This is a genomic window from Halomonas korlensis (genome assembly GCF_900116705.1).
GTDB lineage: Bacteria > Pseudomonadota > Gammaproteobacteria > Pseudomonadales > Halomonadaceae > Halomonas > Halomonas korlensis.
This window is the reverse complement of record NZ_FPBP01000006.1, coordinates 83,885-107,950: the sequence shown is the minus strand read 5'-3', so window position 1 is coordinate 107,950 and position 24,066 is coordinate 83,885. Positions and strand designations below refer to the sequence as shown.

General features: G+C 66.9%; 26 protein-coding genes. 20 read left to right on the top strand and 6 right to left on the bottom strand.

All coding sequences use genetic code 11. The features are described from left to right. Nucleotides 1–43: 43 nt before the first annotated feature. The 14 genes from trmJ to der all read left to right on the top strand — a co-directional run bounded on the left by trmJ (nucleotide 44) and on the right by der (nucleotide 13,515). The gene (trmJ, locus tag BM341_RS09875) at nucleotides 44–811 is read left to right on the top strand and encodes a tRNA (cytosine(32)/uridine(32)-2'-O)-methyltransferase TrmJ (protein WP_089795431.1); all 768 of its coding nucleotides are present in this window, start codon (nucleotides 44–46) and stop codon (nucleotides 809–811) included. A 136-nt stretch (nucleotides 812–947) separates the two neighbouring features. Then, nucleotides 948–1,820, top strand: a complete 873-nt coding sequence (cysE, locus tag BM341_RS09870; protein WP_089795429.1) for a serine O-acetyltransferase — start codon at nucleotides 948–950, stop codon at nucleotides 1,818–1,820. 110 nt (nucleotides 1,821–1,930) lie between these two features. Beyond that, on the top strand, nucleotides 1,931–2,401 hold the full coding sequence (locus BM341_RS09865) for a Fe-S cluster assembly transcription factor (protein WP_089795427.1): 471 nt from the start codon (nucleotides 1,931–1,933) through the stop codon (nucleotides 2,399–2,401). A gap of 43 nt (nucleotides 2,402–2,444) precedes the next feature. Beyond that, the gene (locus BM341_RS09860) at nucleotides 2,445–3,602 is read left to right on the top strand and encodes an aminotransferase class V-fold PLP-dependent enzyme (protein WP_089795425.1); all 1,158 of its coding nucleotides are present in this window, start codon (nucleotides 2,445–2,447) and stop codon (nucleotides 3,600–3,602) included. Nucleotides 3,603–3,628: 26 nt separating this feature from the next. Beyond that, a complete protein-coding gene (locus tag BM341_RS09855; protein ID WP_089795422.1) occupies nucleotides 3,629–3,955 on the top strand; it encodes a HesB/IscA family protein in 327 nt (108 codons plus the stop codon). A 247-nt stretch (nucleotides 3,956–4,202) separates the two neighbouring features. After that, entirely contained in the window at nucleotides 4,203–4,631 is a 429-nt protein-coding gene (gene ndk / locus BM341_RS09850) for a nucleoside-diphosphate kinase (RefSeq protein ID WP_089795420.1), read from the top strand. Nucleotides 4,632–4,690: 59 nt separating this feature from the next. Next, nucleotides 4,691–5,818, top strand: coding sequence for a dual-specificity RNA methyltransferase RlmN (gene rlmN, locus BM341_RS09845; protein ID WP_089795419.1), 1,128 nt, complete (start codon nucleotides 4,691–4,693; stop codon nucleotides 5,816–5,818). Nucleotides 5,819–5,937: 119 nt separating this feature from the next. After that, nucleotides 5,938–6,663, top strand: coding sequence for a type IV pilus biogenesis/stability protein PilW (gene pilW, locus BM341_RS09840; protein WP_089795417.1), 726 nt, complete (start codon nucleotides 5,938–5,940; stop codon nucleotides 6,661–6,663). Between the two features lie 48 nt (nucleotides 6,664–6,711). Continuing rightward, nucleotides 6,712–7,761 carry a RodZ domain-containing protein gene (locus BM341_RS09835; protein ID WP_089795414.1) on the top strand — a complete coding sequence of 350 codons (1,050 nt, stop codon included), beginning with the start codon at nucleotides 6,712–6,714 and terminating at the stop codon, nucleotides 7,759–7,761. 10 nt (nucleotides 7,762–7,771) lie between these two features. After that, nucleotides 7,772–8,887: a flavodoxin-dependent (E)-4-hydroxy-3-methylbut-2-enyl-diphosphate synthase gene (gene ispG, locus BM341_RS09830; protein ID WP_089795412.1), complete on the top strand. Its 1,116-nt coding sequence runs from the start codon at nucleotides 7,772–7,774 to the stop codon at nucleotides 8,885–8,887. Between the two features lie 25 nt (nucleotides 8,888–8,912). Then, the gene (gene hisS / locus BM341_RS09825) at nucleotides 8,913–10,208 is read left to right on the top strand and encodes a histidine--tRNA ligase (protein ID WP_281246493.1); all 1,296 of its coding nucleotides are present in this window, start codon (nucleotides 8,913–8,915) and stop codon (nucleotides 10,206–10,208) included. A gap of 102 nt (nucleotides 10,209–10,310) precedes the next feature. Then, nucleotides 10,311–10,970, top strand: coding sequence for a YfgM family protein (locus tag BM341_RS09820; RefSeq protein WP_089795410.1), 660 nt, complete (start codon nucleotides 10,311–10,313; stop codon nucleotides 10,968–10,970). Beyond that, complete coding sequence (gene bamB / locus BM341_RS09815) at nucleotides 10,967–12,115, top strand: outer membrane protein assembly factor BamB (RefSeq protein WP_089795408.1); 1,149 nt, start codon at nucleotides 10,967–10,969, stop codon at nucleotides 12,113–12,115. The genes BM341_RS09820 and bamB overlap by 4 nt, the downstream gene beginning before the upstream one ends. Beyond that, complete coding sequence (gene der, locus BM341_RS09810; RefSeq protein ID WP_089795406.1) at nucleotides 12,112–13,515, top strand: ribosome biogenesis GTPase Der; 1,404 nt, start codon at nucleotides 12,112–12,114, stop codon at nucleotides 13,513–13,515. The genes bamB and der overlap by 4 nt, the downstream gene beginning before the upstream one ends. A gap of 79 nt (nucleotides 13,516–13,594) precedes the next feature. On the opposite strand, the gene BM341_RS09805 is transcribed toward der, so the two are convergent. After that, on the bottom strand, nucleotides 13,595–14,464 hold the full coding sequence (locus BM341_RS09805) for an ATP-binding protein (protein ID WP_089795404.1): 870 nt from the start codon (nucleotides 14,462–14,464) through the stop codon (nucleotides 13,595–13,597). A gap of 126 nt (nucleotides 14,465–14,590) precedes the next feature. Here BM341_RS09805 and BM341_RS09800 point away from each other — a divergent pair, with 126 nt between their 5' ends. Together BM341_RS09800 and BM341_RS09795 are read left to right on the top strand one after the other, a co-directional pair. Beyond that, complete coding sequence (locus BM341_RS09800; protein WP_089795402.1) at nucleotides 14,591–15,382, top strand: M48 family metallopeptidase; 792 nt, start codon at nucleotides 14,591–14,593, stop codon at nucleotides 15,380–15,382. 37 nt (nucleotides 15,383–15,419) lie between these two features. Continuing rightward, entirely contained in the window at nucleotides 15,420–15,677 is a 258-nt protein-coding gene (locus tag BM341_RS09795; protein WP_089795400.1) for a hypothetical protein, read from the top strand. Between the two features lie 27 nt (nucleotides 15,678–15,704). Here the strand turns inward: BM341_RS09795 and aroE are convergent, their stop codons facing one another. The 5 genes from aroE to BM341_RS09770 form a co-directional block, all read right to left on the bottom strand. Next, the gene (gene aroE / locus BM341_RS09790; RefSeq protein WP_089795398.1) at nucleotides 15,705–16,532 is read right to left on the bottom strand and encodes a shikimate dehydrogenase; all 828 of its coding nucleotides are present in this window, start codon (nucleotides 16,530–16,532) and stop codon (nucleotides 15,705–15,707) included. Beyond that, nucleotides 16,529–17,461 (bottom strand): oxygen-dependent coproporphyrinogen oxidase, encoded by a 933-nt coding sequence (gene hemF, locus BM341_RS09785; protein ID WP_089795397.1) that lies wholly within the window; start codon nucleotides 17,459–17,461, stop codon nucleotides 16,529–16,531. Before hemF ends, aroE begins: the two co-directional genes overlap by 4 nt. A gap of 18 nt (nucleotides 17,462–17,479) precedes the next feature. Further along, nucleotides 17,480–18,037: an L-threonylcarbamoyladenylate synthase type 1 TsaC gene (gene tsaC / locus BM341_RS09780; RefSeq protein ID WP_089795395.1), complete on the bottom strand. Its 558-nt coding sequence runs from the start codon at nucleotides 18,035–18,037 to the stop codon at nucleotides 17,480–17,482. Nucleotides 18,038–18,183: 146 nt separating this feature from the next. Next, nucleotides 18,184–19,302, bottom strand: a complete 1,119-nt coding sequence (dprA, locus tag BM341_RS09775) for a DNA-processing protein DprA (RefSeq protein WP_089795393.1) — start codon at nucleotides 19,300–19,302, stop codon at nucleotides 18,184–18,186. A gap of 89 nt (nucleotides 19,303–19,391) precedes the next feature. Continuing rightward, nucleotides 19,392–20,435 (bottom strand): LysM peptidoglycan-binding domain-containing protein, encoded by a 1,044-nt coding sequence (locus tag BM341_RS09770; protein ID WP_245784245.1) that lies wholly within the window; start codon nucleotides 20,433–20,435, stop codon nucleotides 19,392–19,394. Between the two features lie 318 nt (nucleotides 20,436–20,753). On the opposite strand from BM341_RS09770, the gene def reads away from it, so the two are divergent. The 4 genes from def (at nucleotide 20,754) to BM341_RS09750 (ending at nucleotide 24,008) form a co-directional block, all read left to right on the top strand. Further along, nucleotides 20,754–21,266: a peptide deformylase gene (def, locus tag BM341_RS09765; RefSeq protein ID WP_089795392.1), complete on the top strand. Its 513-nt coding sequence runs from the start codon at nucleotides 20,754–20,756 to the stop codon at nucleotides 21,264–21,266. Nucleotides 21,267–21,380: 114 nt separating this feature from the next. After that, the gene (gene fmt, locus BM341_RS09760) at nucleotides 21,381–22,370 is read left to right on the top strand and encodes a methionyl-tRNA formyltransferase (protein WP_089795390.1); all 990 of its coding nucleotides are present in this window, start codon (nucleotides 21,381–21,383) and stop codon (nucleotides 22,368–22,370) included. Then, a complete protein-coding gene (gene rsmB / locus BM341_RS09755) occupies nucleotides 22,367–23,728 on the top strand; it encodes a 16S rRNA (cytosine(967)-C(5))-methyltransferase RsmB (protein WP_089795388.1) in 1,362 nt (453 codons plus the stop codon). Before fmt ends, rsmB begins: the two co-directional genes overlap by 4 nt. A gap of 73 nt (nucleotides 23,729–23,801) precedes the next feature. Next, nucleotides 23,802–24,008 (top strand): dodecin, encoded by a 207-nt coding sequence (locus BM341_RS09750; protein WP_089795386.1) that lies wholly within the window; start codon nucleotides 23,802–23,804, stop codon nucleotides 24,006–24,008. Nucleotides 24,009–24,066 lie beyond the last annotated feature (58 nt).

The window sequence follows — 24,066 nt, the reverse complement described above, 5'->3', positions numbered from 1 at the left end:
ATCCCTCGCCATCGTTTCGACACTTCGACTTGAAGGCACCCTCATGCTCGAGCGCATCCGCATCGTCCTGATCGGCACCAGCCACCCCGGCAATATCGGCGGCACCGCGCGCGCCATGCACAACATGGGGCTTGCGGACCTGGCGCTGGTCGCCCCGCGCTGCGAGCCGATCAGCGCCGATACCGTGTCGCGCGCTTCGGGCGCCGATCATATCGTCCATGCGGCCCGCCAGGTGGCGACGCTGGAAGAGGCGGTGGCCGACTGCACCCTGGTAGTGGGCGCCAGCGCCCGTTCGCGCACCTTGCCCTGGCCGATGACCACGCCACGCGAGCTTGCCGAGTCGCTGCCCGCCGAACTCGCCGACGAGCGCGCCCGGGTGGCCCTGGTGTTCGGGCGCGAGGATAGCGGGCTTTCCAACAGCGAACTGCAACGCTGCCACGCCCACGTCAACATTCCCGCCAATCCTGACTTCAGCTCGCTGAACCTGGCGACGGCGGTCCAGGTGCTGGCCTACGAGTGCCGGCTGGTCTGGCTGGCGCAGCAAGTGGGGGATACCGACGACACCCCCGAGGCCGCCGCGCCCACGCCCCATGCGCTGGCGAATCACCAGGAACTCGAGCGCTATTTCGCGCACCTGGAACGCACGCTTGTCGCGATTGGCTTTCACGACCCGGCCACCCCGCGTCAGCTCATGGCCCGGCTGCGACGCTTCACCCTGCGGGCCCGTCCCGAGCGCATGGAGCTCAACATCCTGCGCGGCATTCTCACCGCCACCGAGCAACGCACCCGGTGCCCGAAGACAGATGAGTGAGCCGGCTTGAAGCTGGCTCGCAGCGCCCCCACTATTAAGACGTATCTTCTAGCGCCCATTATTCCGCCGCGAAAGCCATACTGAGCGAAAGCCAGGCCAATCGCTCCTCTTTGCCCCGCCACTCAAGGATCGTCGCATGTTTCAACGTCTGCGCGAGGACATCAACAGCGTGTTCACCCGCGACCCGGCGGCACGCAACTTCCTGGAAGTCCTGACCAACTACCCAGGGCTGCACGCACTGCTGATCCATCGTCTCGCCCACTGGCTGTGGCAGAAGAACCTGAAGTGGTTGGCGCGCAGCCTCTCGACCTTCTCGCGCTGGCTGACCGGCATCGAGATCCACCCCGGCGCGGTCATCGGGCGGCGCTTCTTCATCGACCATGGCATGGGCGTGGTGATCGGCGAGACCGCCGAGGTGGGCGACGATGTAACTCTCTATCAGGGCGTGACCCTGGGCGGCACCAGTTGGAACAAGGGCAAGCGGCACCCGACGCTGGAGGACGGCGTGATTGTCGGCGCCGGGGCCAAGATTCTCGGACCCTTCAGTGTCGGCGCCGGGGCCAAGATCGGCTCCAACGCCGTGGTCACCAAGGAAGTACCCGCCGGGGCGACGGTGGTCGGTATCCCGGGCAAGGTCGTCCAGCGCCTCGACCCGGACCAGGCCGAAGAGCTGGACATCGATCCGGCCAGGCGTGAGGCCATGCAGGAGAAGTTCGGCTTCGATGCCTACGGCATCAGTCAGGACATGCCCGACCCGGTGGCCCGCTCGATCCAGGCCATGCTCGATCACATGCATGCCGTGGATGAGCGCATCGAGCGCATGTGCACCACCCTGCGCAAGGTCGACGCGAGCTACCGTGAGGGCCAATTACCTGAACTGCGCGACGAAGACTTTGCCGATATCCTCGCCGATGTCGACAGCTGCTGCCCCCCACCTGATCACGACGCCCCACGGCAGGCGGACGAGCCCAGCCAGCGGTCCGTCGAGCCCCGGCGGCGCAATGGTTGACCGCGACACTCGGTCTTTCCCATAATAGCCCTACAATTTGTGCGGTCTTCTGCCTGTGAGAAGCCGCTTTCTTCATCAGTCGCCATATCGACGCCGAGGTGCCCACTGGCATGCGCCTGACCACCAAGGGACGCTACGCCGTCACCGCTATGCTCGACCTGGCCGTGAACGCCGCGACGGGACCCATCAGCCTCGCCGACATTTCGCGGCGCCAGGAGATTTCGCTCTCCTATCTCGAGCAGCTGTTCGCGAGACTGCGCCGCGCACGGCTGGTGGAAAGCGTGCGCGGGCCCGGCGGAGGCTACCTGCTCGCCATGGCGCCGGAGAGCATCTCGGTGGCGCAGGTGATCGATGCGGTCGACGAGTCCGTGGATTCCACGCGCTGCGGCGGGCTCTCCGACTGTCAGCAGGGCGATACCTGCCTGACCCACCATCTATGGTGCGAACTGTCGGAGCAGATCCACGGCTTCCTCGACGGCATCACGCTGGGGCAGCTGGCCGTTCGCCAGGAGGTGCAGACGATCGCCAACCGCCAGCGTCGGCGCCTGGACAACGACGGCATCCTGGCCTCGGCGCCCTGATGGTCTGCACGCCGGCCTGCCAACCCGAGACGATTCCGAGCCCATGAACGCATCCGTCTACCTCGATTACGCTGCCACCACGCCGGTCGACCCGCGCGTCGCCGAGGTCATGAGTCGTCACCTGACTCAGGAGGGCATCTTCGCCAATCCCGCCTCGCGCAGCCATATGCTGGGCTGGCAGGCGGAACAGGTGGTGGAGATGGCCCGCCGCCAGGTCGCCGAGCTGATCGGGGCCGACCCACGCGAGATCGTCTGGACCAGCGGCGCCACCGAGGCCGACAACCTGGCGCTGATCGGCTTCATGCGCGCCAATCGTGCCCGGGGTCGGCATCTGGTAACCTCGATCATCGAACACAAGGCGGTGGTGGATACCGCCAGGGCACTCGAGGCCGAAGGCTTCGATGTCACCTGGCTGACCCCGGGGCGCGACGGACGGGTCACGCCCGACCAGCTGCGCGAGGCCATGCGCCGCGACACCGTGCTGGTCTCGCTGATGGCAGTGAACAACGAACTAGGCAGTATCCACGATCTGGCGGCGCTGGCCGAGATCGCTCACCAGGGCGGCGCGGCCTTTCATACCGATGCCGCCCAGGCGGTGGGCCGCACGCCGCTGGCGGTTGGTACGCTCGGCATCGACCTGATGTCGCTGTCCGGCCACAAGGCCTATGGCCCCAAGGGCATCGGGGCCCTGTACGTCAGGCGCAGCCCCGACATCCGCGTGGAAGCGCTGATCCACGGCGGCGGACACGAGCGCGGCATGCGCTCCGGCACCCTGGCCACCCATCAGATCGCCGGCATGGGCGAGGCCTTTGCGCTGGCCGCCGCCGAGGGCGAGGCCGACCAGCGCCGCATCGTCGCGCTGCGCGACCGCCTGCTGGCCGGCCTTGCGGATCACCCCGGTGTCCACCGCAATACCGATACAGACGTGGCGGTGCCCAATATTCTTAACCTTGCCTTCGAGGGCGTGGATGGCGAGTCGCTGTTGATGGCACTGCGCGACGTGGCGCTCTCGACCGGCTCGGCCTGCAACTCGGCGAGCGTCGAGCCGTCCTATGTATTGAAGGGCATTGGAGTCCCACGTGCGCTGGCGCTGTCCTCATTGCGTTTCAGCTTCGGGCGCTTCACGACCCCAGCCGATATCGACCATGCACTGAATGCCTTGCGCCACGCCCTCGACGGGCTGCGGCGCCGGGCTATCTGACCCATCACCCGAGCAGGAGAACCATTATGGCGCATCTTTCGATCACCAACGCCGCCGCCGACCAGATCCGCCGGGTACTCGACGAACGCGGCCACGGCCTGGGCCTGCGGGTCACGGTCAAGCCCAGCGGCTGTTCCGGCTATAGCTACGTGCTCGACTTCGCCGACGAAGCCGCCAACGACGACGTGATCTTCGAGGATCACGGCGTGACCGTCTACGTCGCCCCCGAGGCCCTGGAAATGCTTGACGGCAGCGAAGTCGACTATGTCTCGGAAGGGCTGAACCGTTTCTTCCGTTTCAACAACCCCAACGTCAAGGATCAGTGCGGCTGTGGGGAAAGCTTCAGCGTCTGATCACTGCCTGACGTCAGGCGACGCCGCGGCCGGCCTGAACTCGCGAAGGTGGGGCGGATCGGTCGACGATTGTTCAACGCCCCTGTGGGCGGTATACTCACCGCCCTGTCGGCGAGCTTGCCGCACTGCCGGAACGCCGGACCGCTTTATTCGATTCGCCGCGCCGCCCCTCGCTCTCGATTCAGGAGCTACCGGGGCGGCGCAGTGCTATTCAACACCTCTCGCTATTTTAACCGGAGATATGCCCATGGCTAACCAGCGCACCCTGTCGATCATCAAGCCCGACGCCGTCGCCAAGAACGTGATCGGCGAAATCGAGAGCCGCTTCGAGAAAGCCGGCTTGAAGATTGTGGCCGCCAAGATGCAGCAGCTTAGCCAGGCGCAGGCCGAAGGCTTCTATGCCGAGCACAAGGAACGCCCCTTCTTTCAGGATCTGGTCGGCTTCATGACCTCAGGTCCGGTGGTGGTCCAGGTGCTCGAAGGCGAGAACGCCATCGCCGCCAATCGTGACCTGATGGGGGCCACCAACCCCAAGGAAGCCGAGGCCGGCACCATTCGCGCCGACTTCGCCGACACCATCGATGCCAACGCCGTGCACGGTTCCGACTCTCCGGAATCGGCCGAGCGCGAGATCGCCTACTTCTTCCAGGACAGCGAGATCTGCCCGCGCGGCTGATCGACGCCCAAGCGGGGGCTGTTCGCCCCCGCGCCCTGCCCCACCGAACGCTGACTGCCATGACAACCACGACCGCTCCCCACCTCACCAACCTGCTCGGCATGTCGCGCCAGCAGATGGAAGCCTTCTTTCTCTCCATCGGCGAGAAGAAATTCCGTGCTGCCCAGGTGATGAAGTGGATTCACATCGAAGGCTGCGACGACTTCGCGGCCATGACCAACCTCTCCAAGACGCTGCGTGCGCGGCTGGCCGAGGTCGCTGAGGTGCGTGGCCCCGGGGTGGTCTACGAGGGCAGCTCCAGCGATGGTACCCGCAAGTGGGTACTGGAAGTGGAAGATGGCAGTTATGTGGAAACCGTGCTGATCCCCGCCGACAACGGCAAGCGCCGTACCCTGTGCGTTTCCTCGCAGGTAGGCTGTTCGCTGGACTGCAGCTTCTGCTCCACCGGCAAGCAAGGTTTTCAGCGCAACCTCACCGCCGCCGAGATCATCGGCCAGGTATGGGTGGCGCAACGCAGCGTGGGGCCGCGCCGCGACACCGCCAACCGGCCGGTCACCAACGTGGTGATGATGGGCATGGGCGAGCCGCTGATGAACTACGACAACGTCGTGCCGGCCATGAAGCTGATGCTCGACGACGACGGTTATGGCCTGTCCAAGCGCCGCGTCACGCTCTCCACCTCCGGAGTGGTGCCGATGATCGACAAGCTCGGCGACGAACTCGACGTCAGCCTGGCGATCTCGCTGCACGCCGCCACTGATGAGCTGCGCAGCGAACTGGTGCCGCTCAATCGCAAGTACAATATCCGCAGCCTGCTCGATGCCTGTCATCGCTATCTCGCCAAGTGCGCTGACACGCGCATGGTCACCATCGAGTACACCCTGATCAAGGACGTCAATGACCAGCAGGCGCACGCCGAGCAGCTTGCCGCGCTGCTCAAGGAGTTGCCGTGCAAGATCAACCTGATCCCGTTCAATCCCTTCCCCCACTCGGGTTATGAGACGCCTTCACGCAATCAGCAGATGCGCTTCCAGCAGTGGCTCTACGACCTGGGCTACACGGCACAGATCCGCACCACCCGGGGCGAGGACATCGACGCTGCCTGTGGTCAGCTGGTAGGTCGCGTCAAGGATCGTACGCGTCGCCATGAACGCTATATCCAGTCGATCCAGCTCGATGCCGACTGAGCGGAGGCTGGCTTGACTTCAACCGGACTCGGCGCTTTGATGGTCAGGCATTTTTTGCCGGTAACGCGGCGTCCAGTTCGCCTTTCCGGCCGTCCAGTGCCCACGACCAAGAGGATGCCATGACCCGCCGCTCCCGTTCGCTCGGACGCCAGCAGGCCCTCATCGCCGTCCTGCTGGCGTCGCTGTGGCTGGCCGGCTGCGTGAGCCAGGCAAGCCAGCCCGGAGGCGGCGAGGGCAATCCGGCGGAAGCCTACACTCGTCTGGGCGTGGCCTACCTGGAGCGCGGCAATATCCAGCGGGCCATGAACGCCCTCGACCGTGCGCTGGCGGTGGACCCCGACGACGCCGAGGCACTCCAGGCCATGGCTATCGTCTATCAACGCCAGGGCGAGGAAGACCTCGCCGACGCGACGTTTCGCAAGGCGATCGAGGCTGACCCCGAGTACACTCGCACGCGTAACAACTATGCCGCGTTTCTCTTCGATCGCAACCGCATACGCGAGGCCTGCGAGCAGCTCAAGCAGGCCACACGGGATACGCAATACGACAATCGGGCCCAGCTTTTCGCCAACCTGGGCCAGTGCCAGCGCGAACTGGGCGACCCCGAGGCCGCCCGCGAGAGCCTCGCCCGAGCGCAGTCCATCGACCCACGCAGCGCGCGCAGCTACCTGATGCTTGCCGAGCTCGAATTCGCGCAAGGCAATCTCGGCCGCGCCGAGCAGCAACTGGAGGGGTTCATGCGCCTGGCTGGCCCCAATGCGAATGCCCTGCGCCTGGCCCGTGACATTGCCCGGGAGCGCGGCGACCCGGCCACCGCCAGCTTCTATGCCGACCAGCTGGAGTGATGCCGTGCCGGGTCCTGACCACCGTTTTCTGATGAAGGATGCTCAGCCATGAGCGACACCTATTTCCCCGAGGAGGCCGTTACGATCTCGCCGGGTGAGCAGCTGAAACGCGAGCGCGCGACCCAGGGGCTGGCGCTCGAGGAGGTCGCCGCCTCCTTGAACCTGCGACCGGCCGTGATCCAGGGCCTCGAGAACGACAGCTACGAGGAAATTCCCGTTGCCACCTATCGTCGCGGCTACCTGCGCGCCTACGCTCATCTGCTGGGCATCGACGATGGTCCGGTGCTGGAGGCCTATCGGGCCCGTTTCGCCCGGGAAGATGCTGAGGAACGGAAGGTCACCCCGGTGCACATCACCCGGCCGCCTTCGCGGCTGGGCGCCTGGCTGTTTCGGCTGGTGACCCTGCTGGTGATCGCCGGCCTGATCGGCCTGACATTGTTGTGGTGGCAGAGCCGCGGCGGCAACGAGGTTCCCGACGTGAGCAACAACGACCCGGTATCGGTCGACAATATGGACGGCAGCGCGGCGATCACCGAGCGCGACGCGCCGGAGACGGCTGACGACGCCGGCGTCCCGGCGGAAAGCGGCGATATTGACTCTCTCCCGCCGCTGCCCCAGGAGGAGAGCGAGCTGGGCCTGGTCGCCGCGCCGGAAACCGACAGCGAGGCCGCTTCGCCCGACGACGCGCCGGTGGCCGCCAACGGTGAAGGTGCCCCAGCCGCTGATGAAACAGGCGCCGAGGTCGCCGCTACCGATGAAACGGACGCCGTTACAACGAACGCCGCGTCGACGGATGCCGATTCCGACACCGCCAGCGCCGACGACACGACCTCCGACGAGGCTGCCGGCGATGGTGGCCGCGTCATCGAGCTGACCTTCAACGAACAGTCTTGGACCGAGGTCTTCGACGCCAGCAATCAGCGTGTCTTCGTGGGCCTGCAGGAACCCGGCACCACGGCGCGCGTCGAAGGCGAACCCCCTTTCCGCCTGACCGTGGGCAACGCCACCGGCGTCGAGATGCGCTGGCGCGGCGAGAGCACGAACCTCGGCACGCGCGCCGGCGCCAACAATGTCGCCCGCTTCACTCTGGGAGAATGATCTAGCCGCCATGCATTCCCAATCGCCCATCATCCGTCGCAAGTCACGTCAGATCCATGTCGGCAAGGTGCCGGTCGGGGGCGACGCCCCCATTTCCGTGCAGAGCATGACCAATACCGACACCCTCGACGTCGCCGCCACCGTGGCCCAGATCCGCCAGCTCGAGAAGGCCGGCGCCGACATCGTGCGCGTCTCGGTGCCCGACATGGACGCCGCCGAGGCCTTCGGGCGCATCAAGCGCGAGGTCGAGGTGCCGCTGGTCGCCGATATTCACTTCGATTACAAGATCGCCCTGCGCGTCGCCGAGCTCGGCGTCGACTGCCTGCGCATCAACCCCGGCAATATCGGCCGTGAGGAGCGCGTCCGAGCGGTGGTCAGCGCCGCGCGCGACAACGGCATCCCGATCCGCATCGGCGTCAACGCCGGCTCCCTGGAGAAGGATCTGCAGAAGAAGTACGGCGAGCCAACCCCGGCCGCGCTGGTCGAGTCTGCCATGCGCCATATCGACCACCTGGAGCGTCTCGACTTCCCGGACTTCAAGGTCAGCGTCAAGGCCTCCGATGTCTTCATGGCCGTAGCTGCCTACCGCGACCTGGCCAGCCGCATTGAACAGCCCCTGCACCTGGGTATCACCGAGGCCGGCGGGCTGCGTTCGGGCACCGTCAAGTCGTCGATCGGGCTTGGCATGCTGTTGATGGACGGCATCGGCGACACCATCCGTGTGTCGCTGGCCGCCGACCCGGTCGAGGAGATCAAGGTCGGCTTCGACATGCTCAAGAGCCTGCGCCTGCGCAGCAAGGGCATCAACTTCATCGCCTGCCCCAGCTGCTCGCGCCAGAACTTCGATGTCATCGGCACCATGAACGCCCTGGAGGAGCGCCTCGAGGACGTCATGACGCCGCTCGACGTGTCCGTGATCGGCTGCGTGGTCAACGGCCCGGGCGAGGCCAAGGAGGTCGACATCGGTCTCACCGGCGGCAGTCCCGCCAACCTCGTCTACCTCGACGGCAAGCCCGCCACCAAGCTGCGCAACGACCACCTGGTCGACGACCTGGAGCGGTTGATTCGCGACAGGGTCCGCGAGAAGCAGCAGGCCGAACAGGACCTGATCGCCCGCGAGACGTGAGGCGGGTGACGACAAGGAGCACGCATTGAGCACCAAGAAGATCCAGGCCATTCGTGGCATGAACGACCTGTTGCCGGAACAGTCGACGCTGTGGCAATACTTCGAGGGCCAGGTGCGCACCCTGATGCAGCGCTACGGCTACGACGAGATTCGCACGCCCATCGTCGAGCAGACGGCGCTCTTCAAGCGCTCGATCGGCGAGGTCACCGACATCGTCGAGAAGGAAATGTATACCTTCGAGGACCGCAACGGCGACAGCCTCACGCTGCGCCCGGAGGGCACGGCGAGCTGCGTGCGCGCCGCCATGGAGCATGGCCTGCTGCACAACCAGACCCAGCGCCTGTGGTATCAGGGACCGATGTTTCGCCATGAGCGACCCCAGAAGGGCCGCTACCGCCAGTTCCACCAGATCGGTGTGGAGACTTTCGGCCTCGAGGGCCCGGACATCGATGCCGAGCTGATCCTGCTCTCGGCGCGGCTCTGGAAGCAGCTTGGTCTCTTCGAGCATGTCACCCTGGAGCTCAACTCCCTGGGCTCGAGCGAGGCGCGCGCCGCCTACCGCGAGCGGCTGGTGGCTTATTTCGACCAGCACTTCGACCAGCTCGATGAGGACTCGCGTCGCCGGCTGTCGAGCAACCCGCTGCGCATTCTGGATGCCAAGAATCCTGCCATGGCCGAGATGCTGGCCGGGGCGCCGAAACTGATCGATCACCTCGACAGTGAATCCCGTGAGCACTTCGCGGCGCTGACTGCCATGCTCAACGCCGCCGGCATCGACTACGTGCTCAACCCGCGGCTGGTACGCGGGCTAGACTACTACGGGCGTACCGTCTTCGAGTGGACCACCACCGCCCTTGGCAGCCAGGGCACGGTGTGCGCCGGCGGCCGCTACGACGGCCTGGTGGAACAGCTCGGCGGCAAGCCCACGCCGGCAGTGGGCTTCGCCATGGGCATCGAGCGGTTGATCCTGCTGCTCGAGACCCTAGACGTGGTGCCCGACGACGCCCGCGGCGAGCTCGACCTCTACCTGCTGCCCATCGACGACACCGCCACCCAACCGGCGCTGCTACTCGGCGAACGGCTGCGCGGCGAACTGCCCGAGTTGGCCCTGCAGCTTCACTGCGGCGGCGGGAGTTTCAAGAGTCGTATCAAGAAGGCCGACAAGAGCGGCGCCCGGCTGGCCCTGCTGCTCGGCGAGGACGAGCTGGCCAAGGGCACGGCGACCGTCAAGTTCCTGCGCGAGGACCGCGACCAGCTGACCCTGGCCCAGGACGACTTGACCACCACGCTGAGCGCTCTGCTGGCGGACACCTCCGCTTGATGCCTGAAACCCGGAGGTCCGGACAGGCGTCTCACGGCGCTGGACGTTCAGCCCCTGTATCGCCAGACCCTATTTCTCCAGACCAATATGAGGAGACCGCCCGTGGCGGAGCTGAGAAGCGAAGAAGAACAGCTTGATGCGATCAAGCAGTGGTGGAAGCAGAACGGCACCTCGCTGATCGCAGGCGTAGCGCTCGCGGCGGCCGGTGTGTTCGGCTGGAACGCCTGGCAGGACTACCAGGCCAACCAGGCCGAGGCGGCTTCCATGCGCTACCAGCAACTGCTCTCGCTGAGCGGTCAGGAAGAGCTCGACGAGTCGGCCCGCGCGCGCGCCAGCGAGCTGGTCGCCGAGATCACCGACGAGCACGGCGATACCCTCTATGCCGACCTGGCCTTGCTGATCGATGCCCGCCTCGCCGTCGGACAGAGCGACCTTGCCGCCGCCCGAAACGCCCTCGAAGCGGTCATCGACACCAGCAGCCGCGACTACCTGCAGGGGTTGGCTCGCCTGCGCCTGAGCCGCCTGCAGGTCGCCGAGGGCGATGCCGAGGCCGCCCTCGCCACCCTCGAGGCCGGCGTACCCGAGGCGCTGGCCGCCCAACGGGCCAACGTACGCGGCGACGCTCACTACGCCCAGGGCCAGGAAGACGCAGCGCGTCAAGCGTGGGAAGAAGCCCTGACGCTTGCTCAGGAGCGCGACCAGCCGCTCTACGGCGTAGAGCTCAAACTCGACAACCTGGGTCACGACGAGGCCACGCTATGAAACCGACACTCCTGATCGCCGCCCTCACCAGCGTCGCCTTGCTGGCCGGCTGTGCCGGCAAGGTGGAACCCCAGTACCCGCCCAAGGAACTGCGCGACTTTGCACAGAGCGCCGCCCTGGACAGCGTCTGGGACGAGCAGGTCGGCGACGGCCTGAGCCGCGCCACCTACCCCATCGCCCCGGCACGCGACGGCGATCGTGTCTTCGCGGCCGACGCGTTCGGCACGCTGATGGCACTCGATGCCGACAATGGTGATACGGCATGGGAGACCGATCTGGACGTGCCCATATCCAGCGGCCTGACCGCCATGGCCGGTGAGGTCTACCTGGGTACTCGCAACGGTGAAGTCCTGGCCATCGACCAGCGCGATGGCAGCGTCAACTGGCGCGCCCGTGTGCCCAGCGAAGTGCTGGCCGCACCCCAGCCCAACCAGCAGTTGCTGGTGGTACAGAGCATCGATGGCAGCGTTACCGCGCTGGACCGCGCCACCGGCCAGCAGCGCTGGACCTACAGCGCCAACCGGCCTTCGCTGACCCTGCGCGGCACTGGCACGCCCCAGGTCATCGACCCGGTGACCTTTGCCGGCTTCGCCAATGGTCGCCTGGTGACGATCGACAATCGCGACGGTCGGGTGCTCAACGAGCAGCGCATCGCCGTGCCCCAGGGCCGCAGCGACATTGAGCGGTTGGTCGATCTCGCCGCCCAGCCGGTACTGACCCAGGACGGCCGCCTGTTCGTGACCAGCTATAATGGCAAACTGGTCGCACTGGACGCGACGCGCGGCGAGCTCTTATGGCAACGCGATTACTCCAGCTACCTGACGCCGGTACTGGTCGGCGATACGCTTTTCAGCGTTGACGAATCGGGTGAAGTGCTGGCCGTGAACGCCGCTAATGGTAATGAAGTGTGGCGCAACGACGACCTGACCGGACGCAAGCTCACCGCACCTGCCTACGCTGGCGACCATCTGGTGTTCGGCGACTTCGAAGGCTATCTGCACCTGATCGAGCCTGCCACCGGGGCGATCGTCGGGCGCGAGCGGATCGACCGCTCCGGGATCAGCGTTCGCCCCCTCACCGAGGGCCGGCGCATTTTCGCACTGGCCAATGACGGCAGCCTCGAGGCTCTGGATATCGCCGAATGACACCCGTGATCGCCCTGGTCGGCCGCCCCAATGTGGGCAAGTCGACCCTGTTCAACCAGCTCACCCGCACCCGCGACGCCCTCGTGGCCGACTTTCCGGGCCTCACCCGTGACCGTAAGTACGGCAACGGCATGTTGGGCGGCAAGGCCTACACGGTGATCGATACCGGCGGCATCAGCGGCGACGAGGAGGGCATCGATGGCGCCATGGCCGAGCAGTCGCTGGCGGCCATCGACGAGGCCGATATCGTGCTGTTCATGGTCGATGCCAGGGCCGGCCTCAACGTGGCCGACGAGGCCATCGCCAACCACCTGCGCGTCAACCAGAAGAAGACCTGGCTGGTGGTCAACAAGACCGACGGCCTGGAAGAGCACAGCGCCATGGCGGACTTCTGGACGCTGGGCATCGGCGACCCCTACCCCATTGCCGCCGCCCACGGCCGCAACGTCACCGGCCTGATCGACATCGTGCTCGAGCCCTTCCCCGCGCGCGACGAGAGCATTCCGGCCGATACCGGTACCAAGGGCATACGCATCGGCGTCATCGGCCGGCCCAACGTCGGCAAGTCGACCCTGGTCAACCGGCTGCTCGGCGAGGAGCGCGTCGTGGTCTTCGACGAGGCGGGCACCACGCGCGACGCCATCGAGATCCCCTTCGAGCGGCGCGGCAAGCCCTACGTGCTCATCGATACCGCCGGCGTGCGGCGCCGCAAGAACGTCAGCCAGATCGCCGAGAAGTTCTCGATCATCAAGACGCTGGAAGCGATCAAGCAGTGCCACGTCGCGGTGATGGTGCTCGATGCGCGCACCGGGCTGGTGGAACAGGACCTTCACCTGCTCGACTACGTGCTCACCTCCGGCCGCGCGCTGGTGCTGGCGGTCAACAAGTGGGACGGCCTGGAACACGAGGCCAAGGACAAGATGCGCGCCGAGATCAAGCGGCGGCTGGGCTTCGCCGACTACGCCGAGATGCACTTCATCTCGGCCCTGCACGGCACCGGCGTCGGGGATCTCTATCCTTCCATCGAGCGCGCCTTTGACTCGGCCAACAGCCACTGGACGACCAACCGCCTGACCAACATCCTTCAGGACGCCGTGACCCAGCATCAGCCGCCGCTGGTGCACGGCCGGCGCATCAAGCTGCGCATGGCCCACCAGGGCGGCAGTAACCCGCCGATCATCGTGGTCCACGGCAACCAGACCGGCTCGCTGCCGGAGTCCTATCGCCGCTACCTGACCAATACCTTTCGCAAGGTGCTCAAGGTGCGCGGCACACCCATGCGTTTCGAGTTTCGCTCGGGCAAGAACCCCTTCGATGCGATGGCCGGCGCCAGCGACAAGGAAAAGGCCAAGAAGCGCGAACTCGGCCGCACCCGCGAGGCGCGCAAGAGCCGCCGTTGAGGACTGTTCCGACCTGCCGGTCCGCGTTAACGCTGAGCTTGTTGCGGCCTGCCGGTAAACAAGACAGGCCGCTGGAGGCTCAGCGCTCGGTATCGAGGCGCCGCGCGCCGACCCACTGGCAGGCGAACTGCCAGGCCACGCGGCCACTGCGCCCACCACGCAGGGTCGCGAAACGCACCGCCGCGTCACTGGCCTCGGCATCCCAGTCATCGGCGTGGCCCAAGTGGCCGACCCAATGTCGACAGGTTTCCAGGTAGGTTTCCTGATTGAAGGGGCGAAAGCCGAGCCAGAGCCCGAAGCGGTCCGACAGGGAGATCTTCTCTTCCACGGCGTCGCCGTGATGCAGTTCGTCGCCCACCAGCCGCGAGCCCTCGTTGTCGCTCATCGACTCCGGCAGCAGGTGCCGGCGGTTCGAGGTGGCGTAGAGCAGCACATTGGGCGGCGGGCCGGTCAAGGTGCCGTCGAGGACGCTCTTGAGCGCCTTGTAGGCGTCGTCATGGCCCTCGAAGGACAGATCGTCGCAATACACCACGAAGGGGTGCGGCTGATGGCGCAGCTGCTCCACCAGCGTCGGCAAGCCGGCCAGGTCGTGGCGGTCCACCTGGACCAGACGCAGCCCCTCGGCGGCCAGGCTGTTGAGCAGCGCACGCACCAGCGACGACTTGCCGCTACCTCGCGACCCCCACAACAGGGCATGATTGGCCGGGTGGCCCTGCAGAAAGGCCCGGGTATTATCGATCAGTGCGCGCTTCTGACGCTCGATGCCGAGCAGATCATTGAGGCTCAGCGCATCGCGCGGCGGCACGGGCACCAGACGACCGCCCAGCGGATGGCGTTGCCACAGGGCAGCCACATCACGTTCCCAGTCCACCGCCACCGGGGTGGGCGGTAACCAGTGCTCGACGTGATCCAGCAGTGCCAGCAGGCGGCGCGAGAGCTCCGCATCCATAACTATCTCCTCAGCTGTCGATATGGCAGAACGGTGTTGACCCGACAAGTGGTCGGGGTATCTTGTAGCGACCTTTCATGACACGTCCAGCATCATCAGGTGCCTGGGCAACGGAGGAATCACCCCATGCGCTGGACGCATTACCTCGCCATCGGCACCCTCAGTTTGACGCTGGCCGCCTGCACGACCTCACCGACCGGCCGCTCGCAGCTGACCCTGGTGTCCGACGCCCAGCTTAATCAAATGGGCGCCCAGGCGTTCGAGCAGTATCAGCAGGACCTGCCCGCGGCCAACGCCGCCGCGCAGCGTTATGCCCAGTGCGTGGCCGATGCTCTGGTAGCGGAGCTTCCCGACAATCAACGCGACCAGAACTGGCAGATTCGCGTGTTCGAATCGGAACAGGCCAACGCCTTCGCCCTGCCGGGCGGTTACATGGGCGTCAACACCGGCCTGCTCGAGGTCGCCGAGAACCAGGACCAGCTGGCGGCCGTGGTGGCCCACGAGATTGCCCACGTGCTGGCGCGCCATGCCAATGAGCGAGTCTCGACCGAGACGGCGACCAAGATGGGGCTATCGGTACTGTCATCGGCCTCGGGCCTACAGGGCGCCGGTGGCCAGCAACTGATGGGCGCCTTGGGGCTCGGGGCCCAGTACGGCATTCTGCTGCCCTTCTCGCGCAGCCACGAGAGCGAAGCCGACGTCATCGGCCTGCAGCTGATGGCCGATGCCGGCTTCGATCCCCGCGCGAGCCTGGCGCTGTGGGAGAACATGAGCGCCGCCGGCGGCGGCCAGCCGCCGGCCTGGATGTCGACCCACCCGAGCCACGGCCAGCGCATCGGCGGCCTGCAGGCGCAGATGGACAGCGCCCTGGCCCGCTATCAGCAGGCCGGACAGCGGCCCAGTTGCGCTCGCCCATGACGTTTCTGCCCTTGTCCCCCTGCGAACAGGCTCCCGAATGCTGAAACTTGGACTCTTGCTGTTGATCCTTCCCCTCCTGGTGCTGATGGGAGTGTACTTCTGGGAGCTCGGGGACGTGCGTGCCTGCACCCTGGACGGCGGCTACTGGGACTATCGGGCCGGCGTCTGCCGGGACACGCCGCAACCTTTTGTCTCCTGGCTCCAGCGCTACCCCTGGCTGGTCAATGGCGGCATGCTGCTCTCGGTCGCCGGCGTGGCGATGTGCATGGTCGGGCTCTATACCAAGCGGCGCTGACCTATCGATCTGCCCCCCCGAGGCGCTTCACAGCGAGCGCCTCAGCCTCTCGAGCACCGGGGCAGTGTCGGAACGCTTGCCACGCCATTGAAAGAACGACTCCGCGGCCTGCTCGACCAGCATGCCGAGGCCGTCCATGGTCCCGGCACCCCGAGCGGCCGCCCAGCGCAGGAAGACCGTCGGCTCGGCGCCATACATCATGTCGTAGGCCCCGGCACTCGGTGAGAATAGTGTATCAGGCAGCGGCGGCAGCTCGCCGGAAAGACTGGCACTGGTGCCGTTGATCACCAGGTCGAACGGTCCCTGAACGTCCTCGAAGCCGCTACCGATAATCGCCCCCAGATCGCTGAAGTCATGGGCAAGCGCCTCCGCCTTGGCCGCTGTACGGTTGGCCACCTGAAGCGATTGCGGCGCCTGCGCGAGCAGCGGCTCGAGCACGCCGCGCACCGCCCCGCCGGCGCCCAGCACCAGGATTCGCGCACCCTCGAGCGCGACGCCATGACGTACCAGGTCGCGCACCAGGCCGACGCCATCGGTGGTGTCGCCATGGACCTTGAAATCGCTGCTCTTGCCATTGCCGCTGAGGACCAGGGTATTTACCGCCCCGGCGCGGCGCGCGCGGGTGCTCAGCACGTCGCAGCAGCGAAAGGCATCTTCCTTGAAGGGCACGGTAACGTTGGCACCGCGACCGCCTGCGGCGACGAAGCGCTGCCAAGCACCACAGAAGTCGTCCAGCGGCGCCTCGATGGCGGTGTACTCGATCGCCTCACCGGTCTGCTCGGCGAAGGCGGCATGAATCGACGGGGATTTTGAGTGGCCGATGGGGTGGCCAAACACGCAGTAGCGATCGGTCATGCTGGGTTCTCCCGGGCTTGCTCGCCGAGCCAGTCGCGAGGGTGGAGGTAATCTCGAGTCAGCACTGCCTCGGGGCTGTCCGGTTCGGGCGTCCAGTCGTATTGCCAGCGCGCCAGCGGCGGCATCGACATCAGAATCGACTCGGTGCGACCGCCGCTCTGCAGGCCGAACAGGGTGCCGCGGTCCCACACTAGGTTGAATTCCACGTAACGGCCCCGCCGGTAGAGCTGAAAATCGCGCTCACGCTGGCCCCAAGGGGTGTCGCGTCGCCGCCGCACGATGGGCAGGTAGGCCGCGAGGAAGCTGTCGGCGACGGCCCGCTGGAAGGCGAAGCTGCACTCGAAGCCCCAGTCGTTGAGATCATCGAAGAACAGCCCGCCGACACCGCGCGTCTCGTCGCGGTGCTTGAGGAAGAAGTAGTCGTCGCACCACGCCTTGTAGCGCGGGTAGACCTCCTCGCCGAAGGGCGCGCAGGCCTCGCGGGCCACGCGATGCCAGTGCAGTACATCGCCATGAACCGGGTAATAGGGCGTCAGGTCGTAGCCGCCGCCGAACCACCAGACCGGTGTTTCGCCGGGTTTCTCGGCGATCAGGAAGCGCACATTGCCATGGCTGGTCGGCACGTGGGGGTTCTCGGGATGCAGCACCCACGACACCCCAACCGCATGGAAGCTGCGCCCGGCGAGCTCGGGCCGCGCCGCAGTGGCCGAGGGCGGGAGACGCTCGCCGAACACATGCGAGAAGTTCACCCCGCCCTTCTCGAACACGCCCCCGTGCTCGATCACGCGGGAGCGGCCGCCACCACCCTCCTCGCGAGTCCAGGCGTCTTCGCGAAAGTGGCTACCGTCCTCGTCGGCCAAGGCCGCGCAGAGGCGCTCCTGGAGGTCGAGCAGGTAGGTCTTGACGTCATCGAGATTGGCGTAGGCCAACGCAGCCTCCGGCAGTGATCAGGAACGCAGTACCCGGCCGGTCGCCAGGTCGCGAATGGTACTGGGACGCTCGAGGCCGCCCAGGCGGCCCTCGAGCACATGATCGAGTTCATCGCCAAAGACCTCGCGCACCGCCTCGGCAGTCATGGCCGGGGGCTCGTCCGCGAGATTGGCCGAGGTGGATACCAGCGGGCCACCGAAGGCCTGGCACAGCGCCACGACCAATGGATGATCGCTGACGCGCAGCGCCACGCGATCATGCGCGCCGCGCACCAGCGGGCGTGAGCGGCCATTGTCGGGAACCAGCCAGGTGGTGGGGCCCGGCCAGCTGGCCACCAGCGGCGCATGCTGCTCGAGGGGCAACCCTTCGAGCCAGGGCGCGAACTGATCGATGCTCGCCGCCACCAGGATCATGCCCTTGCTCGGATCGCGCCGCTTGAGGCGCAGCAGCCGGGTCAAGGCCACATCGCTGTCCGGATCGCAGCCCAGCCCCCATACCGCCTCGGTAGGATAGGCGATCACGCCACCCTCACGTAGCGCGGTCACGGCGGCGTCGAGCCGGCGGGCCTCGGTCATGTCGTCCCTCGCAGTGTCTATGAGCCGGAGCGGATCGCCCGGGGGTACCTTGGCGTTTTCTTCATCGCCGTCTTTCACCTACTGGGGCGGTCGCGGTCATCTGGCTCGGGTCCACGGTGCAGGCGCTTATGCTATCACGCACAAGGCTAGTGAGGCAGGCGCACCCAGCCGCCCGCGGTCTGGGTCGCCTGCCCTTCCAGCTCGAGCTCCAGCAGTCCCCGCTGGCATTCGGCGATGCCCAGCCCCGAGAGGCCGACCAGGGTATCTACGGGGGTCGGCGAACTGCTCAACCAGCGCAGCAACGGGCCCGACGGGGCATTGATATCGGCAGCGCCTTGGTCGCAGGCTGGTGTCGTGGTGGGCGCAGCCGATGAAGGGACGAGAGGCACCGGCATGGCCCAATGCCCCAGTTCGGCGAGCATATCGTCGACATCGCGCACCAATACGGCGCCATCGCGGATCAGCTGCAGGCAGCCGCGACTCTGCGGATTGTGCAGCGAGCCGGGCAGCGCGAAGAGCTCGCGGTTCTGCTCGCCGGCCAGCCGGGCGCTGATCAGCGAGCCACTCTTCTCGGCCGCCTCGACGACCAGCACACCAAGCGAGAGGCCGGTGACGATGCGATTGCGGCGCGGGAAGAAACCGGCACGAGCCCGCGTGCCGGGAGGGTGCTCGGAGAGCAGCAGGCCACCCGACGCCTGCAGGCGCTCGTGGAGCCGGTGATGACGCGGCGGGTAGATCACATCGACACCGCAGCCGAGCACCGCCACGCTGCTGCCGCCCGCGTCCAGGGCGGCCTGCTGCGCCGCGCCGTCCACACCCAACGCCATGCCACTGACCACGCCCCAGCCGCGCCGGGCCAGCTCGCTGGCGAAGGCTGCGGCATTGGTCTGGCCTTCGCGGGTCGGCCGTCGCGAACCGACCATCGCCAGGCGGGGCGGCTCGAGGGCGGCAAGATCCCCGAGCGCCCAGAGCACCGGCGGCGGGTCGGGAATCTCGTCGAGCAGCGCCGGCCAATCGGGATGGCCCCGGTAAAGCAGCTCGCGTGCCGGCTCGGCCTCGAGCCAGGCCATGTCGGCATCGATGCGCGCCGACAGCGGGCTCTTGGCGGGATGATCGAGCCATAGCCGCAGCGTGCTTGCCGCCTCGCCGGGCAGGGCCGCGAGCCAGCCATCGGGCCAGTCGGGGCAGTGCTCCGCCATCAGCGACAGCTGCCGGCTGCCCACCCCGGGCAGCCGCGCCAGCGCCAGCCATTCGCGAGCCTGCATTGCGCGCTCCTCTCTCATCCATCCACTCCCAGCTCACCCACCTCTTTCTCACTCACCCCTTTCCTCTTCTCGCTGTCCATCACGAACCGTCAGCGCAGGGCGGCATCCAGGTTACGGCGGGGATTGTGCACCCGGTCACCCACCGCCAGGGTGCGGGAGGCCTCCATCACCAGGCCATAACTCATCTTGTCGTAGGGACGGAAAATCATCACCAGCCCGGCCTCCTCGCCGGGCAGGCGCAGTGCCTCGCCGGTGCGTGGATCGTCAACCAGCTCGCCGCGCTGCTCGACCCTCAGCACATGCCCGGTTTCCAGGCCATCGCGCCGGCCACGATCAATCGCCACCACCTGCAGGCGGCCGATGAAGCGCACACCGCCGGGCACCGCGAGGATTCGCCCATCGACGGCCCGTTCGGGGGGGCGGGGGTAGAACTGCCTCGTCAGCGCGCGATCCTCCAGCGGCAGGACGATATCGTTATTGCGCACCTCCTGGCTCGAGGCCGTCACCTCCAGCACCACGATATCGTCTTCGCTGCGCTCGCGACGCGCCTGGCCGATGCTTTCCAACGCCAGGCCCAGCAGCTCGCCGCTGGCGCTGTCGACATAGCGCTCCCCGGTGCGATAGAGGCCGACACGGCCGACACGCTCGACGCTGCCGCGTGCATATAGCCGGTCGCCGGCGCCGCTGATCAGCCGCCGATCGTCGCCGCCGACCACGTAGGCCAGCTCGTCGAGCGTATCGGGGTCCTCGATCACCCGATGCTCGCGCAGGAACTGACCGATCGCCTCCATGGGTATCGGCTCGATGGCCTCGCGATGCGGTGTGGTGCGCATGGTCGGTGAGAGCCTCACCTGGCCCTGGCCGCGCTCCAGACCCAGGCAGGGGCGCCCGTTGCAGTCATACAGGTAGACCACGTCGCCCGGATAGATCAGGTGCGGATTCTCGATCTGTGGGTTGACCTGCCACACCTCGGGCCACTGCCAGGGATGGCGCAGGAAGCGTCCCGCGATGTCCCAGAGGGTGTCGCCTCGGCTGACGGGATAGCGCTCCGGGGCGTCGCTGCGCAGGCCATCGTCCCAACTCAGCGCCTGGGCGTGGACGCTGCCCGACTCGGCCACCGCCCCTTCGGGCATCACCGCCGGCGCGAGGCTCAGCGCCATGATCAGCCCCAGCCCCGCCACCGAACCGCCCCGCCGCCAGTCTCTCGTCTTATCCTTTATCCGTTGTTTCATTCCGGCTTCCCCTGCGTTGGTCGTCTCGCGCGCCGCCATGGAACCGCTGAGGCGTGATACAATCCAACCCTTATTGATAACATCGACGCTCGGCTGCATGCCTCTGCCCCGCACGGGTAACATGTCCCGCTGGCATGTCTTGCTGGCAGCGCTTGTTGGACAGTGTGACGCTAAAACAGCCTCAACTTGTAAACGAAGCATAACGGTGATTCCAACGCCATGGCCAAATTACCCATCCTCGAATTTCCCGATGAGCGGCTGCGCACCAAGGCAGCGCCGGTCGAGGCGGTCGACGACGAGGTGCGCCGGCTGGTCGACGACATGCTCGAGACCATGTACGACGCCAGCGGCATCGGGCTTGCCGCCACCCAGGTCGACGTGCATCGCCGCGTGATCGTCATGGACGTCAGCGACGACCGTTCGAGCCCGCGGGTCTTGATCAATCCCGAGGTCACGACGCTCGGTGACGAACGCGAGCCGTTGCAGGAAGGCTGCCTGTCGATCCCCGAGTATTATGCCGAGGTGCCGCGCGCCCTGCGCGTTCATCTCAAGGCACTGGACCGTGACGGCACGCCCTTTGATCTCGAGGCCGATGGTCTGCTGGCGCATTGCATCCAGCATGAGCACGACCATCTCGAGGGCATCCTTTTCATCGACTACCTTTCGCCGCTCAAGCGCGACCGGGTAGCGAAGAAAATGCTCAAGCGCCAGAAGCAGTTGCAAACAGCCTGACGGCCAGACCCTCACGCGATCCCGAAGACCGATGCTCATGCATCGGTCTTCGTCGTTTGCGGCCGCCTCCGCTATCATGAACCCTGTCTCTCACCGGCAAGGCCATCCGAGATCATGTCCCGACCCCTTAGCGTCATCTTCGCCGGCACGCCCGACTTCGCCGCCGAAAGCCTGGCGGCCCTGCTGGCCAGCCGGCACCGAGTCGTCGCCGTCTACACGCAGCCGGACCGACCGGCCGGCCGCGGACGCAAGCTCACTCCGAGCCCGGTCAAGCGGCTGGCCCTGGCCCACGAACTTCCGGTCCATCAGCCTGCGTCCCTCAAGGCCCCCGAGGTTCAGCGCGAACTGGCCGCCCATACGGCGGACGTGATGGTCGTGGTGGCCTACGGGCTGATCCTGCCCCGCGCCGTGCTGGCAATCCCCCGGCTGGGCTGTCTCAACGTGCATGCCTCGCTGCTGCCGCGCTGGCGCGGCGCCGCCCCCATCCAGCGCGCCATCGAGGCCGGCGACGCGGAGAGCGGTGTGACGCTGATGCAGATGGACGAGGGACTGGATACCGGTGGCATGCTGCTGGTACGTCGCGCGCCGATCACCGCCACCACCACCGGCGGCGAGCTTCACGACCGTCTCGCCACCCTCGGCGGCGCGGCCCTCGTCGAGGCGCTGGACGCCCTGGCCGCGGGCGAGATGGTCGCCACGCCTCAGCCCGAAGCAGGCGTCACCTACGCCGCCAAGCTCTCCAAGGCCGAGGCGGAGCTCGACTTCGGCCGTCCCGCCGCCGAGCTCGCCAACCGGGTGCGCGCCTTCAACCCTTGGCCGGTGGCCTGGTGCGCCCTCGAGGATGACCGCCTGCGCCTGTTGATGGCCGAGGCCGCACCGCTCGCCGAGGGCGAAACCCCGGCGGCGCCCGGCACTCTGCTGTCCCCCGATGCCGAGGCGCTGCGCATCGCCGCAGGCCCCGAGGGCGACCAGGTATTGCGCGTTACGCGGGCCCAACTGCCGGGCGGCAAGCCGCTGCCGGTCCGCGAGCTGCTGCATTCTCGCGCCGAGCGCCTGCCACCCGGCCTGCGCCTGGGCCGCCACGACGAGGAGACGTCGGCATGAACAACGACCGACCCGGCAACCGTCGTCCGCCCTCGCGTGGCCTGCACAACGACACCGGGGTGGTCGTGCGTGCCGCGGCCGCCAGTGCCCTGGTGCCGGTCATCACCGGCAAGGGCTCGCTGAACGATCTTGACGACCATCAGGTGGTCGCCCGCGACCGCGCGCTGTTCAAGGCGCTCTGCTACGGCTGTTGTCGTACCCTGCCACGCCTGGAGGCGCTGGCCGGTGAGCTGCTGGTCAAGCCCTTCAAGGCCCGCGACGCCGACATTCAGGCGCTGCTGCTGCTCGGCATCTTCCAGCAGCTTTACCTGCGGGTGCCGGCGCACGCTGCCGTGGGCGAGACCGCCGGCGCCGCGCGCCTGCTCGGCAAGGAGTGGGCGACGAGGGTGCTTAATGGCTGCCTGCGCCGCTTGCAGCGCGAATCCGCCGCCCTGCAGGCCGAGGTCGACCGCGACCCGGCGGTGGCGCTGCTGCACCCGCGCTGGCTGCTCAAGGCCCTGCGCCAGGCCTGGCCCGACGACTGGCGCGACATCGCCATGGCCAACAATGACCCCGGCCCCATGACACTGCGAGTCAATCGTCGCCACGGCGACCGCGAGGCCTATCTGGAAAAGCTGGCGGGCGCCGGGCTGCCGGCTCGGCTATGCTCCCATGCCCCCGATGGCGTGACCCTCGAGACCCCTTGCGACGTGCACCAGTTGCCGGGCTTCGAGGAAGGCCATGTCAGCGTTCAGGACGAGGCGGCCCAGCTCACCGGCGTGCTGCTCGGGCCGGCGCTGGCGCCACGCCCGGGCGCGCGGGTGCTGGATGCCTGCTGCGCGCCGGGTGGCAAGACCGCCCAGTTGCTCGAGGTCTACAATATCGATCTCTGCGCGGTGGACAGCGATGCCGCGCGCCTATCCCGTGTCGAGGACGCCCTGGCGCGGCTGGGGTTAGCTGCCACGCTGCTGCATGGCGACGCGACTCAGCGTAACTGGTGGGACGGCTCCCTCTTCGATGCCATCCTGCTCGACGCGCCCTGCTCCGGCAGTGGCGTGATCCGCCGCCACCCCGACATCAAGCGGCTGCGCCGGCCCTCCGATATCGTCAAGCTGGCCCAGCTCCAAGGGCGGCTGCTCGACAATCTCTGGTCACTGCTGCGGCCCGGCGGCACATTGCTCTACGCGACCTGCTCGGTGCTGCCCGATGAGAATGCCGAGCAGATCGCGGCCTTTCTTGAACGTACACCCAACGCCCTTGCCACCACGCCCGATGACGTCGCCTGGGGGCGTCCTGCCGGCGCCGGCCGCCAACTGCTGCCGGCCTCCGGCAGTCACGATGGCTTCTTCTATGCCAGACTGGTCAAGCAGGCCGGCTGAATCCGCCGGCCTGCCTTACAGTACACCGTGCACTTAGCGCTAGTGCACCTGGCGATAGCAAAAGGAGATAGCCATGAGCCAGCACGTCTACAAACACATCGAACTCACCGGGTCCTCTGAAAATGGCATCGAGGAGGCCGTCAACAACGCCATCAACAAGGCCTCAGACAGCCTGCACGGCATGCGCTGGCTCGAGGTCACCGATACCCGTGGCCATATCGAGAACGGCCGGGTGGCCCATTGGCAGGTGACGGTCAAGGTCGGCTTCACGCTGGACTGACCGGCTGCCACGCTCCCCTGTTCCCGGAGCGCCGCCTGGTTTAAGCTGCTCTCTCTGT

What these genes read in the sequence shown, in the direction of transcription:
- ndk (WP_089795420.1), top strand. Translation starts at nt 4,203, where the DNA reads ATGGCTAACCAGCGCACCCTGTCGATCATCAAGCCCGACGCCGTCGCC.
- bamB (WP_089795408.1), top strand. Translation starts at nt 10,967, where the DNA reads ATGAAACCGACACTCCTGATCGCCGCCCTCACCAGCGTCGCCTTGCTG.
- BM341_RS09860 (WP_089795425.1), top strand. Translation starts at nt 2,445, where the DNA reads ATGAACGCATCCGTCTACCTCGATTACGCTGCCACCACGCCGGTCGAC.
- aroE (WP_089795398.1), bottom strand. Translation starts at nt 16,532, where the DNA reads ATGACCGATCGCTACTGCGTGTTTGGCCACCCCATCGGCCACTCAAAA.
- rsmB (WP_089795388.1), top strand. Translation starts at nt 22,367, where the DNA reads ATGAACAACGACCGACCCGGCAACCGTCGTCCGCCCTCGCGTGGCCTG.
- BM341_RS09865 (WP_089795427.1), top strand. Translation starts at nt 1,931, where the DNA reads ATGCGCCTGACCACCAAGGGACGCTACGCCGTCACCGCTATGCTCGAC.
- fmt (WP_089795390.1), top strand. Translation starts at nt 21,381, where the DNA reads ATGTCCCGACCCCTTAGCGTCATCTTCGCCGGCACGCCCGACTTCGCC.
- BM341_RS09800 (WP_089795402.1), top strand. Translation starts at nt 14,591, where the DNA reads ATGCGCTGGACGCATTACCTCGCCATCGGCACCCTCAGTTTGACGCTG.
- trmJ (WP_089795431.1), top strand. Translation starts at nt 44, where the DNA reads ATGCTCGAGCGCATCCGCATCGTCCTGATCGGCACCAGCCACCCCGGC.
- BM341_RS09750 (WP_089795386.1), top strand. Translation starts at nt 23,802, where the DNA reads ATGAGCCAGCACGTCTACAAACACATCGAACTCACCGGGTCCTCTGAA.
- BM341_RS09795 (WP_089795400.1), top strand. Translation starts at nt 15,420, where the DNA reads ATGCTGAAACTTGGACTCTTGCTGTTGATCCTTCCCCTCCTGGTGCTG.
- BM341_RS09805 (WP_089795404.1), bottom strand. Translation starts at nt 14,464, where the DNA reads ATGGATGCGGAGCTCTCGCGCCGCCTGCTGGCACTGCTGGATCACGTC.
- rlmN (WP_089795419.1), top strand. Translation starts at nt 4,691, where the DNA reads ATGACAACCACGACCGCTCCCCACCTCACCAACCTGCTCGGCATGTCG.
- der (WP_089795406.1), top strand. Translation starts at nt 12,112, where the DNA reads ATGACACCCGTGATCGCCCTGGTCGGCCGCCCCAATGTGGGCAAGTCG.
- pilW (WP_089795417.1), top strand. Translation starts at nt 5,938, where the DNA reads ATGACCCGCCGCTCCCGTTCGCTCGGACGCCAGCAGGCCCTCATCGCC.
- BM341_RS09770 (WP_245784245.1), bottom strand. Translation starts at nt 20,435, where the DNA reads ATGCCCGAAGGGGCGGTGGCCGAGTCGGGCAGCGTCCACGCCCAGGCG.
- BM341_RS09835 (WP_089795414.1), top strand. Translation starts at nt 6,712, where the DNA reads ATGAGCGACACCTATTTCCCCGAGGAGGCCGTTACGATCTCGCCGGGT.
- def (WP_089795392.1), top strand. Translation starts at nt 20,754, where the DNA reads ATGGCCAAATTACCCATCCTCGAATTTCCCGATGAGCGGCTGCGCACC.
- ispG (WP_089795412.1), top strand. Translation starts at nt 7,772, where the DNA reads ATGCATTCCCAATCGCCCATCATCCGTCGCAAGTCACGTCAGATCCAT.
- cysE (WP_089795429.1), top strand. Translation starts at nt 948, where the DNA reads ATGTTTCAACGTCTGCGCGAGGACATCAACAGCGTGTTCACCCGCGAC.
- tsaC (WP_089795395.1), bottom strand. Translation starts at nt 18,037, where the DNA reads ATGACCGAGGCCCGCCGGCTCGACGCCGCCGTGACCGCGCTACGTGAG.
- dprA (WP_089795393.1), bottom strand. Translation starts at nt 19,302, where the DNA reads ATGCAGGCTCGCGAATGGCTGGCGCTGGCGCGGCTGCCCGGGGTGGGC.
- BM341_RS09855 (WP_089795422.1), top strand. Translation starts at nt 3,629, where the DNA reads ATGGCGCATCTTTCGATCACCAACGCCGCCGCCGACCAGATCCGCCGG.